Here is a 14,141-nt window from a genome sequence, read left to right as displayed (position 1 = left end):
CCCCGATGCGCCATCATCGGAGGAAATGCGTACGACACCGGGCATCCTGCACCTCGACATGGACGCCTTCTACGCGTCCGTCGAGCAGGCCGCGAAACCCAGCCTCCGCGGCAAGGCCGTCATCGTGGGTGGCGTGAGCGGGCGAGGGGTGGTGGCCACCGCCTCGTACGAGGCCCGCGTCTTCGGCGTGCGCTCGGCGATGTCGACCGCCGAGGCCCGCCGCCGGTGCCCCAACGCGGCGTTCCTCATCCCGCGCTTCAGCGCCTACCGCGAGGTCAGCGAACAGGTCATGGCGCTGCTGGGGGAGCTGTCGCCGCTGGTGGAACCGCTGAGCCTGGACGAGGCCTTCGTGGACCTCGAGGCGGGCCCGTACGGCGCGGAACTCGACACGGCCAAGGCCACCCGCCTCGCCGAACGCCTCCGCGCCGACATCCGGGCCACGACCGGCCTGACCGCGTCCGTCGGCCTCGCGCCGTCCAAACTGGTCGCGAAGATCGCCTCGGAGGCCGCGAAGCCGGACGGCCTGGTGGTCGTCGCACCCGGGGAGGAACGCGCCCTCCTGGACCCGCTGCCGGTCCGCGCCCTGTGGGGCGTCGGCCCGGCGACCGCCGACGCCATGCGCAAGGTCGGCATCACCACCGTCGCCGACATCGCCGCCACCGATCCGGAGGAGTTGGTACGCCTCTTCGGCCAGGCCCACGGCCGCGCGCTGCACGAGCACGCACTCGGCCTGGACGACCGCCCCGTGGTCGCGGAACGCGACGCGAAGTCCATCTCGGTCGAGGACACCTTCGAGGTCGACCTCGCCGACCGTACGCGCATCGCCGCCGAACTCGACCGGCTCACCGCACGCTGCGTCGAACGGCTGCGGGCGGCCGGGCGGTCGGGGCGCACGGTGGTCGTCAAGATGCGCCGCTACGACTTCAGCACGCTGACCCGGTCCGAGACGCTGCGCGCCCCCACGGACGACCTCGCGGTGGTGCGCGAGACCGTGCACCGGCTCGCCGCCCAGGTCGACTTCACCGGCGGGTTCCGCCTGCTGGGCGTCGGCGTCACATCGCTGGCCGACTTCGCCCAGCAGGACCTGTTCGCCGGTCAGGAGGAGGTGGAGGAACCGGCGGGGGAGGGCGACACGGAGACGGCGGCGGGGGCGCGCGTGGGGGACCCCCTGAAGGGCGATGGGGGTACGGGCGGTGGACCAGACAACCCCGCTGATGAGGCCGCAGCGGAAACGGTGGCCGATGGCGGCACGGGCGAACGTGACGGGCGCGACCACGAGCCGGACACGGTCGGCGGCTCAGGCGACTCGGATGGTCCAGGTGCTTCAGGTGGCGCCGACGGCTCGGGTGCGAGGGAGGCGGGGCAGGGCGGGGCGGAGCCCTCGGGCACAGCCGGGGAGCCCGCCGCGGACCCCGAGGCGGGTGCCTACGGACGCGTCCCCGTCTTCCACCCCGGCCGCTTCGGCGCCACCCGCTGGCTCCCCGGCCAGGACGTCCACCACGCCGAACACGGCCCGGGCTGGGTCCAGGGCAGCGGCGTGGGCCGGGTCACCGTACGCTTCGAGACCCCCGGCTCACGCCCAGGCCGCATCCGCACCTTCCCCGTCGACGACCCGGACCTGACCCCGTCGTCACACCTGCCGCTGAGCCCGCCCGACGATTCGACCTCCTGACGCGGCACGTCGCCCCCTGCTCCTGCCGAGGGCCTGGCCGCGATGCGGCGGACGGTCCCCGGTCAGGGCGCGCCGCCGTTCAGACCCGGGTAGTTGTCCTGGATCACGCGGCGCAGGCTCTCGCGCGCCGCCACCAGCGCGCGCGTCAGCGGCAGCGGCAGGTCGCCCCGCGCCGCCTCGTGGAGCGCGAAACGGAAGGCCTCGGACAGCACGCGTGCATCGTCCTCGGCGTCGTGCGCCTTGAGCTGCCGGATGCCGTAGTGGGTGGCAAGGCTCGCCAAGCGCCAGTTGGGCAGCGGCAGTTCGAGCCGCTTGGCGAGTGTGACGGTGCACAGCCGTTCCTCGGCGGGCACGGTTCGTCCGAGTCGGCGGTACTCCGCGTCCAGCATCTTCCAGTCGAATGAGGCGTTGTGCGCGACCACGACGCGCCCGGTCAGCAGATCGGCGAACTCGTCCGCGATCTCCTCGAACAACGGTTGGCCGGCGAGGTCGCCGGCGGTCAGGCCGTGGACATGCACGGGCCCCGGGTCGCGGCGCGGATCCACCAGCGAGGACCAGCGGCCGGCGACCGCTCCGTGTGCGTCCAGCAGTACCGCGGCCACCGAGATGACCCGGTCCCGGGCGGTCAGGCCGGTCGTCTCCACATCCACCACCACGTAATCGCGGGGGTAAGTGGCGGGCCAGTCAGCGGTGTTGAGGGAGGTCGTCGTCACGAACCAACACGGTATCGACCGGCATACGCGCTGGTTGGCACACCCGGGAAACGTCGAGCCTGTGAATGGCGCGGGTGGGGGTGTCCTCGCGTACGTCATCGGTGCCCGGGCAGCCCGGCTCCGACAAGCGCCACGCCGGGGGTGTGGGTGTATGTGCGCCATAGGCGCGGTGTCGGTTGGGGTGCGTAGGCTCGGGGCGGTGTGCCTGCCGGATTGGGGGTGCGTCGTCGACCCGAACGAGAGAGAACCCACCCGGACCATGACTGCACCCTCCGAAAGACTCATCGGGCGCGGCCACGCGGCGGGAGTGCTGCGAGCCCAGGTGGAGCGCGCGACGGCGAGCCACGGCGGCCTGGTGCTGGTCACCGGTGAGGCCGGGATCGGCAAGACGACGCTGGTGGCCGATGCCGCGGAGGGGGCGCGGCGGCGGGGGGCGCTGGTGCTCGGCGGGTCGTGCTGGGACTCGGACAACGCGCCGGGTTACTGGCCGTGGGTCCAGGTGCTGCGGTCGTTGCGGCGGGCGCTGGGGGCGACCGAGTGGGACGGACTCGTGCGGCCCGCGGGGCCCGGTGTGGGGGTGCTGCTCGGTGCGGGGGGCGGCGAGGAGGCCGCTGCCGGGGCGGACGGTGAGGCCGCGGGTGACGGGCTGGACGCGTTCCAGGTGTTCGACGCGGTCACCACGCTGCTGGTGTCGGTGTCCCAGGACCGCCCGGTGGTCGTCGTGCTCGACGACCTGCACTGGGCCGACTCGGCGACGCTGCGGCTGCTGGAATTCGCCGCGCAGCACGCGTGGTTCGAGCGGCTGCTGCTCGTGGGGACGTACCGCGACGCCGAGGCCGAGTCGGCCGGCCACCCGCTGCGCCCGCTGATTTTGCCGCTGGTCGCGAAGGCCACGACGGTGACGCTGACCGGTCTGGAACGGGACGAGGTCGGCGCGCTGATGGCGCGTACGGCCGGGCGCGCACCCGAGCGCGCCCTGGTCGCCGAGGTGCACCGGCGTACCGGCGGCAACCCGTTCTTCGTCGAGCAGACCGCCCGGCTGTGGACCGGCGGGGGCGACGTGTCGGCTGTGCCGCCCAGCGTCCGCGAGGCGGTACGCCGCCGCCTGTCGCTGCTGCCCGACGCCGTGGCCGAGCTGCTGACCACCGCGTCCGTGCTCGGCCGCGCGTTCGACCGCAAGGTGCTCGCCGCCGTCGCGGGCGCGCCCGACCCGCACGTCGACCGGCTGCTCGAACAGGCGGTCGCGGCCCGGCTCGTCGCGTCGTCGGGCGGCGGCGGGCGCTTCGAGTTCGCCCACGACCTGGTCCGCGAGACGCTCTACGACGCCCTCGACGAGGCCGACGTGCGCAAGCGGCACGCCGGGGTGGTGGCCGCCGTCACCGCCTCGCCCGGCCTCGGCCGCCGCTCGGTCCCCGCGGACCTGGCCCGGCACGCGTATGCGGCCGGCCCCGAACTGGACCCGGGCCGCGCCCTCGACCTGCTCGTCGACGCGGCCAAGGAGGCCGAGGGGCGCTTCGCGTTCGAGGAAGCCGAGGGACACTACCTGCGGGCCGACGAGGTCGCCGTGCGGCTCGGCGACGTACGCCGCCGCGCGCTCGTACGGCTGGGCCTGGCCGAGATCCTGCGCCACGCCGGGGACGACCGGGCCTGGGGCCACTTCGAGGCCGTCGCCGCGATGGCCCGTACGCACGGCGACGCCGAACTGCTGGCCCGCAACGCCATCACCTTGTACCGGTACGGAGGTTCGCCGCCCTCCGGCGCCACCGCGCTGGACCTGCTGCGCGAGGCGCACACCGCCCTGATCGGCCGCGGCGACCCGGTGGCGGAAGGTCTGGCGGCGGACCGGCTGGCCCGCGAACTCGCGGTGCGGATCGCGGTTTTGGCCCGCCGCGGTGCCGACGACGAGGCGCTCGCCTTCAGCCTGTGGGCCACCCACGACACGATCTGGGGGCCCGGCACGGCCGCCGAACGCCTGCCGCTCACCGACGAGATGATCGCCGTCGGCCGCCGCTCCGGCGACGTCGAGATGGAGCTGCACGCGACCTCGATGCGCTGGGTGACGCTGCTGGAACTGGGCGACCCCGGCTACCTCGACCAGTTCCGCACGTTCGCCACCCGGGCCGAGCAGGTCGGCCAGCCCCGCTTCCTGATGGCCATGGCGATCGACGCGAGCCTGCTCGCCGCGATGCGCGGCCGGTTCGCCGAGGCCGAGCGGCACTTCGACGAGGCGATGGCGGGCTTCGAGGAGAGCGACATGGCGCAGTTCCGGCAGATCCCGCTGCACATGCGGTGGTCGCGGCTCGTCGCCCAGGGGCGGTACGACGAGGCCGACGCCGAGGTCCGCGAAGGCGGCCCGGACAAGAGCCACATGCGGCTCCTCGCCGGGCTCACCGACGCCGAGACCGGGCGGTACGGCGACGCGGTGCAGCGGCTGCGCACCATCCTGGACGAGGCGGACGGCGAGGAACCGTACGACCGCGTGTACGCCCCGCTCTGGCTCCGCTTCCAGGCAGTGGCCGCGGCGGGTTCCGGCGACCCGGAGCTGTGTGAGGGCGCCAGGGCGGCCATCGCGCCGTACCTCGACCACTGGGCGGTGTCGCTGTACGGCTGCGACATCAGCGGCCCCATGGTGTTGTGGTCGGCCGTCGTCGACGCCGCGCAGGAGCGCTGGGACGACGCCGTCGCCGGCTTCGACCGCGCCGCGCGCGACGCGGACCGCATGCTCGCCCGGCCCTGGGCGGTGATCGCCCGGCTGCGCCTGGCCGAGGCGCTGGTGCGGCGCGGCGGCCCGGGTGACGCGAAGACCGCCGAGACGGCGCTCGCGCGGGCCGAACGCGACGGGGCCGAGATGGGCATGCGCCAGGTGCCCGACTGGGCCGCGCGCGTGCGCGTGGCGGCCGACACGGGCGGCGCGGGCGCGGCGGCGGAGCCGGAGGCGTACCGCTTCCGGCTCGACGGTCCGGTGTGGGAGCTGGTGTTCGACGGCGTGACCGCGCACATGCCGGATGCGAAGGGGCTGCGGGACCTGCACCATCTGCTGGGGCGTCCGGGAGTGCACGTCTCCGCCGTGCAACTGCTCAACCCGGCCGGCGGCGACGTCGTGGTGGCAGCGCGCGGGATGGGCGGCGACGCGGTCCTCGACGACGAGGCGAAGGCGCAATACCGGCGCAGGCTGGCCGCGCTCGACGAGGAGATCGACCGGGCCGCAGGCCTCGGCGACGACGCCAAGGCGGCCGCGTTCGACGCGGAACGGGCGGCGCTGCTGGACGAGTTGCGGGCCGCGGCCGGGCTCGGCGGGCGGGCGCGCAGACTCGGCGACGAGGCCGAGCGGGCGCGCAAGACGGTGACCGCGCGTATCAAGGACACCTTGCGGCGGATGGGGTCCGTGCACCCGGCGCTGGCCGAGCACCTGCGGGAGAACGTCACGACCGGGGCCGCGTGCTCGTACCACGCGGAACGCGGGATCGCCTGGCGCCTGTGAGGCACCGGGCGACCCCGCGTCCCGGTACGCGCATGCGCCCGCCCCCGCCGGCTCGTCACGAACCGGCGGGGGCGGGCGGGTACGGCTACTTGCGGTTGTACAGGCGCATCGTCAGCGTCCCGAAGACCGCCACGAACGCCGCCGAGAACAGCAGCACCCACAGCGTCTCGGTGGTCGCGTAGTCGCCGTCCATCAGGTCGCGCACCGCGCTCACCAGGTGCGTAATGGGGTTGACGTCCACGAACGCCTGGAGCCAGCCCGGCATCGTCTTCGGGTCGACGAACACGTTGCTGAGGAAGGTCAGCGGGAACAACACCATCATGCTGACGCCCATGACCGACTTCTCGCTGCGCAACAGCAGGCCGAACATGGTCCAGATCCACGAGAACGCGAACGAGAAGACCACCAGCAGCGCGATGCCCGCGAGCACGCCGAGCACGCCGCCGTCCGGGCGGAAGCCCAGGATCAGGCCGACCGCCATGATGACCGTCGAGGCCAGCACGTAGCGCAGCAGGTCGCCGAGGATCATGCCGACCAGAGCCGCGGGCCGCCAGATCGGCAGCGTGCGGAACCGGTCGAACACGCCGCGCTCGATGTCGTTGTTGAGCGACACCCCGGTGTACATCGTGATCATCACGATGCTCTGGACCATGATGCCCGGCAGCACGAACTGCAGGTATTCACTGGTCGATCCGGCGAGCGCGCCGCCGAACAGGTACGTGAACATCAGCGTCATCATGATCGGGAACGCGGTCACGTCGAACAGCTGCTCGGGGACGTGCTTGATCTTGAGCATGGCCCGCCAGCCGAACGTCACCGACGCGGACAGCGGGCCGGGCCGCGACGGGCGCTCCTTGGTGGCGAACACCGCGGCCAGGTCCTCCGCGACGACCGGCGCGGGGACGTCGGCGTCGACGTCCTTGGTGGGGGTGACGACGGTACTCATGCTGCCGACTCCTTCACGATGTCGCCGCTCTTGCCGTTGCTGCTGCCGTTGACGCTGCCGCCGTTGCTCCCGCCGCCGTTCCCGGTGCGGTCGGACGTGCGGTCGGAGGTACGGTCGGCCGTGTGGTCGGCCCTGTCCGGGTGCGTACCGCCGGTCTGCACCGAGGACTCGGTCAGGGCCAGGAAGACCTCGTCCAGGCTGGGCTGGCCCAGCGAGAAGTCGTCGACGATGATCCCGGCGCGGGCCAGTTCGGCCAGCGCGCGGGCCGCGTCCTCGGCCGCCCCCAGGTCGGTGCCGTGCCCCGGGATCGCCGCGGTCAGCGCCACCGGATCGGAGCCCAGCTGCACGGACGAGCCGAGCGCGCCGACCAGCAGGCGCTTTGCCTCCTCGCGCTGGTCCGCGTCGCGCAGGCGCACATGGATCGACCCCGCCCCGACCGACGACTTGAGCTGGCCGGGGGTGCCCTCCGCGATGACCTTGCCGTGGTCGATGACCGCGATCCGGGAGGCGAGCCGGTCGGCCTCCTCCAGGTACTGGGTGGTGAGCAGGACCGTGGTGCCCTGCGCGACGACCGCGCGCACGATGTCCCAGACCTGGTTGCGGCTGCGCGGGTCGAGACCGGTGGTCGGCTCGTCCAGGAACAGCAGATCGGGGGTGTTGAGGATGCTCGCGGCGATGTCGATGCGCCGCCGCATGCCGCCCGAGTACGTCTTGACCTGGCGGTCCGCCGCGGCGGTCAGGCCGAACACCTCCAGCAGCTCGGCGGCCCGGGAACGCGAGTAGCTCTTGTGATGACCGAGCAGCCGGCCCAGCAGGACCAGGTTCTCGGTGCCGGTCAGGTCCTCGTCGACCGACGCGTACTGGCCCGTGAGGCTCACCCGGCTGCGGACCGCGTCGGCCTCGCGGATCACGGACTTGCCGAAGACGTACGCCTCGCCGTCGTCCGGGCGCAGCAGCGTGGCCAGCATCTTCACGGCCGTCGTCTTGCCGGCGCCGTTGGGGCCCAGGACGCCGTACACGGTGCCGGCGGGGACCCGCAGGTCGATGCCGTCGACGGCGCGGTTGGTGCCGAAGACTTTCACCAGCCCCTGCGTCTCGATCGCCAGGCCGGGGGAGTGCGTCGTCATGGTGTGTCCTCTTCGGGTCTCGTGCGGGCCGCGGTGCGGTCGCTGCGGGTCTCTGCGGGTCTCGACGGGCCGTTCCCTCGATGTCTTGGACCGGGGCCGGCCGGGGAACTCATCGGTCCGCGCCCGACAAATCTGCGGAAGTCCGGGGGTGGTTCGCGCCCTGCCTCGGTGATAGCCGCGCGGGGCGCCGGCGGTCATGCGACGTAGGGCCTGGCCGCGCGGGCCTCGCGCAGTGCCGTGCCCCACCAGACGAGCTGGTCCAGGAGTGCTTTCGCGGCGGCCTCGGCGTCGCCGTCGGCGGGGCCAACCGGGTCCGCGACCGCCGCCAGGTCGAGCGCGACCACGTCGCGCATCGTGACGGTGTGGAGTTCTGCGAAGACCTGCCGCAGGTGCTCCACGGCCAGCAGGCCCCGTGCCTTGTAACCGTAGGAGACAAAACCGACAGGCTTGGCGCGCCACTCGTCGTACACGTAGTCGATCGCCTGTTTGAGCGACGCCGGGTAGCTGCGGTTGTACTCCGGCGTCACCACGACGAACGCGTCCGCGTCGCCGACCGCGGACACGAAGCCCAGCATGTCGGTGCTCGGCCGCTCCGGCAGCCGGGCCGGGAACACGAAGTCCGCCAGGTCCACGACCACCGGCTCGAGGGCCGGGATCCGGCCCACCAGATCCGCGATCCACCCGGCCACCCGGTCGCCCACGCGGCCCTCGCGGGTGCTGCCCACGATCACCGCCACGCGCAGCGGCACGTCCCGGTCCCCGCCTGCGAGGTCGCCGCCGGTGCCCGCGGCGTGCTCGGGGACGCCGTACTCCCGGTCGCTCATCGGGCCCTCCTCTCCCTGCCTGCCCACTACCTCTGGACTGCTTCTCCTGCACTGCTCTCACCGGTGAGGCGCGAGACGGAGTCCGGCGGTCGCGAGACCGCGTCTCGCGGGTCCCGCGGCATCGCGCGATCTTGTCCGCCGCGCGTGATCCCGTACGCGATCCCGCACTGATAGCGTTGAAGCTGCACCGAAAGCCACGCGGGAGAGTCCGGACCTCGATCCGGGCGCCGAAGGAGCAACCCCTCCCCGGAATCTCTCAGGCACCCGTACCGCGCGGCCATGGGCACTCTGGAAAGCAGTTCCGTGCACGACGGCGGGACTCACCGACGGTGAAAGCCCCGGCCCGCAGATGATGCGGCGGCGCGGGTGAAGCTCTCAGGTACCGATGACAGAGGGGGAGGCCGTTAGGCCGCGCGTACCCGCGTGACCTTCTCCGCATCTTCAGGAGGGCCTCCACTGTGAGCTCGTCGTCGCGTTCGTCGTCGCCCCGCCCGTCCGGCCCCGGCAGCCTCACCGCGCTCGAGGCCGCCGGCCCGTTCACCGGCCGGCACATCGGCCCCGACGCCGACCAGCAGGCCAAGATGCTGGCGCACATCGGGTTCGGCTCACTCGACGAGCTGACCGACGCCGCCGTACCGGGCGCGATCCGCACCCTCGACCGGCTCGACCTGCCCGAGGCGGTGAGCGAGGCGGCCGTGCACGACCAGCTCCGCGCCCTCGCGGCCCGCAACACCGTGCTGCGCCCGATGATCGGCCTGGGCTATCACGGCACCCACACGCCGCCGGTGATCCTGCGCAACGTGCTGGAGAACCCGGCCTGGTACACCGCCTACACGCCCTACCAGCCGGAGATCTCGCAGGGCCGTCTGGAGGCGCTGCTCAACTTCCAGACCATGGTGTGCGATCTGACCGGGCTCCAGGTCGCGGGTGCCTCGCTGCTGGACGAGGGGACCGCGGCCGCCGAGGCCATGACGCTCGCACGCCGCGCGGGGCGGGCCAAGAGCAACGTGTTCGTCGTGGACGCCGCGTGCCTGCCGCAGACCATCGCCGTCGTGCGCACCCGCGCCGAGGCGCTGGGCATCGAGGTCGTCGTCGCGGACACCTCGGGCGGACTCCCCGAGGGCGAGTTCTTCGGTGTCCTCCTGCAATACCCGGGCGCCGACGGCCTCGTGCGCGACCTGACCGCGCTCGTCGCCGACGCGCACGCGCGCGGCGCGCTCACCGCGGTCGCCGCCGACCTGCTGGCCCTCACCCTGCTCACCTCGCCCGGCGCGATGGGCGCGGACATCGCGGTCGGCACCACGCAGCGCTTCGGCGTGCCGATGGGCTTCGGCGGACCGCACGCCGGATACCTCGCGGTCCGCGAGAAGCTGGCGCGCTCGCTGCCGGGACGGCTCGTGGGCGTGTCCGTCGACGCCGACGGCGACCAGGCGTACCGCCTCGCGCTGCAGACCCGCGAGCAGCACATCCGGCGCGAAAAGGCGACCAGCAACATCTGCACCGCGCAGGTCCTGCTCGCCGTGATGGCCGGCATGTACGCGGTCTACCACGGCCCCGACGGCCTCACCGACATCGCCCGGCGCACCCACCGCTACGCCGCCGTCCTGGCCGCCGGACTGCGCCGCGACGGCGTCGAGGTCGTGCACGCGGACTTCTTCGACACCGTCCTGGCCCGTGTGCCGGGCCGCGCCGACGCGGTCGTGCAGAACGCCCGCGCCGAGGGCGTCAACCTGCACCGCGTGGACGCCGACCACGTGTCGGTGACCTGCGACGAGACCACCACGCGCGACGACCTGGCCGCGGTGTGGCGGGCGTTCGCGCCCAACGCCGCCGCCGGGACCGCGGCGGACCTGCGCGACCTCGTCTCGACCCTGGACGCCGAGACCCCCGACGCGCTGCCGCAGGCGCTGCTGCGCACCGACGAGTTCCTGGCCCACCCGGTCTTCCACGCGCACCGCTCGGAGACCGACATGCTGCGCTACCTGCGGCGCCTCGCCGACAAGGACTACGCGCTCGACCGCGGCATGATCCCGCTCGGTTCCTGCACGATGAAGCTCAACGCGACCGCCGAGATGGAGCCCGTCACCTGGCCGGAGTTCGCGAACATCCACCCGTTCGCGCCGGCCGACCAGGCGGCCGGGTACCTGGAGCTGATCCACGGCCTGGAGGACGCGCTCGTCGCGGTCACCGGCTACGACAAGGTGTCGATCCAGCCGAACGCCGGCTCGCAGGGCGAACTCGCGGGCCTGCTCGCGGTCCGCGCGTACCACCTGGCCAACGGCGACACCGGCCGCGACGTGTGCCTCATCCCCTCGTCGGCGCACGGCACCAACGCTGCAAGCGCGGTGATGGCCGGGATGCGCGTGGTCGTCGTCGGCACCGGCGAGAACGGCGACGTCGACCTCGACGACCTGCGCGCCAAGATCGACGCGCACCGCGACAGCCTCGCGGTCCTGATGGTCACCTACCCCTCGACGCACGGCGTGTTCGAGGAGCACATCGGCGACGTGTGCGCGCTGGTCCACGAGGCCGGCGGCCAGGTGTACGTCGACGGGGCCAACCTCAACGCTCTCGTCGGCCTCGCCCAGCCGGGCAAGTTCGGTGCCGACGTGTCGCACCTGAACCTGCACAAGACCTTCTGCATCCCGCACGGCGGCGGCGGCCCCGGCGTCGGGCCGGTCGCGGTGCGGGAGCACCTGGCGCCGTACCTGCCGAACCACCCGCTCCAGCCGACCGCGGGCCCGGAGACCGGCGTCGGCCCGATCTCGGCGGCGCCGTGGGGCTCGGCGGCGATCCTGCCCATCTCGTGGGCGTACATCCGGCTGATGGGCCCCGACGGCCTCAAGCGCGCCAGCCAGGTCGCGGTGCTCGGCGCCAACTACGTCGCGCGCCGGCTCGCCCCGCACTACCCGGTGCTCTACACCGGACCGGGCGGGCTGGTCGCGCACGAGTGCATCGTTGACCTGCGCGGCATCACCAAGGCGACCGGCGTGACCGTGGACGACGTGGCCAAGCGCCTGATCGACTACGGCTTCCACGCCCCGACGATGTCGTTCCCGGTGCCCGGCACGCTGATGATCGAGCCGACCGAGAGCGAGAACCTGGGCGAGATCGACCGGTTCTGCGACGCGATGATCGCCATCAAGTCGGAGATCGACCGGGTCGGTTCGGGTGAGCTGCCGTCCGACGACAACCCGCTGCGCAACGCGCCGCACACCGCGGCGATGGTGGCCGGCGACTCGTGGGCGCACTCGTACACGCGCGAGGAGGCGGCCTTCCCGGGGACGGTGCAGCCCGCCGGCAAGTACTGGCCGCCGGTGCGGCGCATCGACGGCGCGTACGGCGACCGCAACCTGGTCTGCTCGTGCCCGTCGGTGGAGGCGTACCAGCACTGACGATCCGTCCGCGCGAGCGGCGCGCGGCGGCGCACGAGCCGGCGCGGACGGCCCGGCAACGGCACGCACGAGGGCGGCCACCGAACCCGGTGGCCGCCCTCGTGCGTCCCCGACGGGGACCTCGCGCGGGATCCGCGCCGTTGCCCGTCGCCTGAGGCCCCCTCAGGCGGCGAGACGGACGCGGGGCCGGTGCGGTGCGATCAGCCGCCCGTCCGGCAGGATCTCCCCGGTGTCCTCGAACAGGACCACGCCATTGCACAGCAGACTCCATCCCTGCTCCGGGTGGGCCGCGACAACGTGCGCGGCCTCCCGGTCAGGGCTGTCGGCCGGCGGGCATTGCGATTGGTGCTGGCACATCCTCGTACCTTCTCGGTGATCGACGCCATGCGTCGCGTTCGGGCCGGGCGCTTGCCGACCGGCCATGCGGGAGTCGTGCGCTTTCCCATGCAGTGACACGACCTGACTCGTGTCTGGTCCCATCCTGCGCCTCGCGCGAGGCCCCCGCAGCGAATTACCGAGTTCTCACCCGACCGCGCCATGCCGTTTACACCGGGAGGGTCATCATCACGACGGGACGGGTGGTGGGTGCGGATGACCCACCTGCGGGTTCGAGCGTGACCCCGATGCGCGCCGCGTCGCCCAGACCTTCCGCGACGAGCCGCCGGACAGCGTCCTGACCGGCGGAAACGTCGTCCAACAGGCCGGCCGGGCGGACCTCGCGGTCGGTCATGAACCACACCTGCCAGACATGTGCGGCATCGGGTGCGGGCAACCCGCCGGTCACTACCAGAGCCTCGTCGCGTGCGCGCGACGCGAGCGCGGTGGCGGAAATTCCGCCGTCGCTTGTCGTCGCCGTGCGCGTGTCGGGGGCGGTCACGATGGCCGCGATGCGGTCGGCGGCCCGGGTGCCGGCGTCGGAGCGGTCGCCGCGCGCGTCGGCCAGCAGCGTGCCGAGGACGACGGCGGCGACGAACATCGCGGCGGCGGTCAACCACGGGAGCCGGGTGCCGGCGGCCAGGCCGGCGCGGCGCAGCGGGACCACGTTGCGGGGCGGGGCCTGGCGTACCGTGCCGATCTCGGCCATCACCCGCGACCGCAGCCGGTCCGGCGGGGGCACCGAGGTGGCGGCGGCCAGCCGCGCGGCCGTCTCGCGCAGTTCGCGGACCTCGTCCCGGCAGGCCGGGCACGACTCCAGGTGGCGTTCCACCAGGGCGCGTTCGTCCGGATCCAGCGCGTCGACCGCGTACGGCCCGGTCAGCGCGTGCGCGTCGTCTCCGTCGCCGGAACCGCGCCGGGCGGGGCCGAGGGGGTGGTTCATGTCGAGGTCACCCCCAGGCAGTCGCGCATGCGTATGAGGCCGTCCCGCAGCCGCGTCTTCACGGTGCCCAGCGGGACGTCCAGCAGTTCGGCGACCTCACGGTACGTGTAGCCGCCGTAGTAGGCGAGAGTTATGGACTCGCGCTGCAACTCGGTGAGGGACGCCAGACAGCGCCGCACCTGCTCGCGCTCCAGACGCGTTTCGACCTCCTCGGCCACCGCGTCGTAGGCGGGGGAGCCGTCCCGGCGCCCGGCCCGCTCCTCGCGGTCGGCCGCCGACTGCGCCGACCGCACCCGGTCGACGGCCCGGCGGTGCGCCATCGTGCACACCCAGGCGTTGGCGCTGCCGCGTTCGGGGTCGTAGCGCGACGCGGTACGCCAGATCTCGACCAGCACCTCCTGCGCCACCTCCTCCGACTGCGCGGGGTCGCGCACGACGCGCAGGACCACACCGAGAACCACGGGCGACACCCGTACGTACACCTCTTCGAACGCCGCGGAGTCGCCGCGCGCCACGCGCGCGAGCAGGCCCTCCAGCGACGATTCGGCCGCCGGTTCGCCCGCGGCCCGCATCCCTCTCAGTGCGCGCACTGTCGCCCCCGCCGGGGTGCGTTTGGCGGCTCCGACACGGCGACTCCCGCATGCGGTGGGCGCCTGGCGCTCAGC

The 14,141-nt window shown here is 73.3% G+C and carries 10 protein-coding genes and 2 riboswitches; of the genes, 3 read left to right on the top strand and 7 right to left on the bottom strand.

What is annotated here, in order from left to right; translation table 11 throughout:
* Positions 1 to 25: 25 nt before the first annotated feature.
* Positions 26 to 1,672: a DNA polymerase IV gene (locus ACWD12_RS06595; RefSeq protein ID WP_450098611.1), complete on the top strand. Its 1,647-nt coding sequence runs from the start codon at positions 26 to 28 to the stop codon at positions 1,670 to 1,672.
* 62 nt (positions 1,673 to 1,734) lie between these two features.
* On the opposite strand, the gene ACWD12_RS06590 is transcribed toward ACWD12_RS06595, so the two are convergent.
* Positions 1,735 to 2,385 (bottom strand): exonuclease domain-containing protein, encoded by a 651-nt coding sequence (locus ACWD12_RS06590; protein WP_450098610.1) that lies wholly within the window; start codon positions 2,383 to 2,385, stop codon positions 1,735 to 1,737.
* A gap of 259 nt (positions 2,386 to 2,644) precedes the next feature.
* On the opposite strand from ACWD12_RS06590, the gene ACWD12_RS06585 reads away from it, so the two are divergent.
* Positions 2,645 to 5,866 (top strand): ATP-binding protein, encoded by a 3,222-nt coding sequence (locus ACWD12_RS06585; RefSeq protein ID WP_450098609.1) that lies wholly within the window; start codon positions 2,645 to 2,647, stop codon positions 5,864 to 5,866.
* A gap of 85 nt (positions 5,867 to 5,951) precedes the next feature.
* Here ACWD12_RS06585 and ACWD12_RS06580 read toward each other — a convergent pair whose 3' ends face one another.
* The 3 genes from ACWD12_RS06580 to ACWD12_RS06570 form a co-directional block, all read right to left on the bottom strand.
* Entirely contained in the window at positions 5,952 to 6,812 is an 861-nt protein-coding gene (locus ACWD12_RS06580) for an ABC transporter permease (protein WP_358363464.1), read from the bottom strand.
* Entirely contained in the window at positions 6,809 to 7,939 is a 1,131-nt protein-coding gene (locus tag ACWD12_RS06575; protein WP_450098608.1) for an ATP-binding cassette domain-containing protein, read from the bottom strand. The genes ACWD12_RS06580 and ACWD12_RS06575 overlap by 4 nt, the downstream gene beginning before the upstream one ends.
* Positions 7,940 to 8,133: 194 nt before the next feature.
* On the bottom strand, positions 8,134 to 8,763 hold the full coding sequence (locus tag ACWD12_RS06570) for an NADPH-dependent FMN reductase (RefSeq protein ID WP_450098607.1): 630 nt from the start codon (positions 8,761 to 8,763) through the stop codon (positions 8,134 to 8,136).
* Between the two features lie 189 nt (positions 8,764 to 8,952).
* A riboswitch (glycine riboswitch) is annotated at positions 8,953 to 9,045 on the top strand.
* A 2-nt stretch (positions 9,046 to 9,047) separates the two neighbouring features.
* Positions 9,048 to 9,159, top strand: a riboswitch (glycine riboswitch).
* Positions 9,160 to 9,314: 155 nt separating this feature from the next.
* On the opposite strand from ACWD12_RS06570, the gene gcvP reads away from it, so the two are divergent.
* Complete coding sequence (gene gcvP / locus ACWD12_RS06565; RefSeq protein WP_450098760.1) at positions 9,315 to 12,158, top strand: aminomethyl-transferring glycine dehydrogenase; 2,844 nt, start codon at positions 9,315 to 9,317, stop codon at positions 12,156 to 12,158.
* 162 nt (positions 12,159 to 12,320) lie between these two features.
* On the opposite strand, the gene ACWD12_RS06560 is transcribed toward gcvP, so the two are convergent.
* The 3 genes from ACWD12_RS06560 to sigK form a co-directional block, all read right to left on the bottom strand.
* Positions 12,321 to 12,515, bottom strand: a complete 195-nt coding sequence (locus ACWD12_RS06560) for a DUF5999 family protein (RefSeq protein ID WP_450098606.1) — start codon at positions 12,513 to 12,515, stop codon at positions 12,321 to 12,323.
* A gap of 187 nt (positions 12,516 to 12,702) precedes the next feature.
* Positions 12,703 to 13,476, bottom strand: a complete 774-nt coding sequence (locus ACWD12_RS06555; RefSeq protein WP_450098605.1) for an anti-sigma factor — start codon at positions 13,474 to 13,476, stop codon at positions 12,703 to 12,705.
* On the bottom strand, positions 13,473 to 14,048 hold the full coding sequence (gene sigK, locus ACWD12_RS06550; protein ID WP_450098759.1) for an ECF RNA polymerase sigma factor SigK: 576 nt from the start codon (positions 14,046 to 14,048) through the stop codon (positions 13,473 to 13,475). The genes ACWD12_RS06555 and sigK overlap by 4 nt, the downstream gene beginning before the upstream one ends.
* Positions 14,049 to 14,141: the final 93 nt, after the last annotated feature.

This window comes from Streptodolium elevatio, from assembly GCF_053592165.1.
This window is presented reverse-complemented; position numbering and strand designations above follow the sequence as displayed.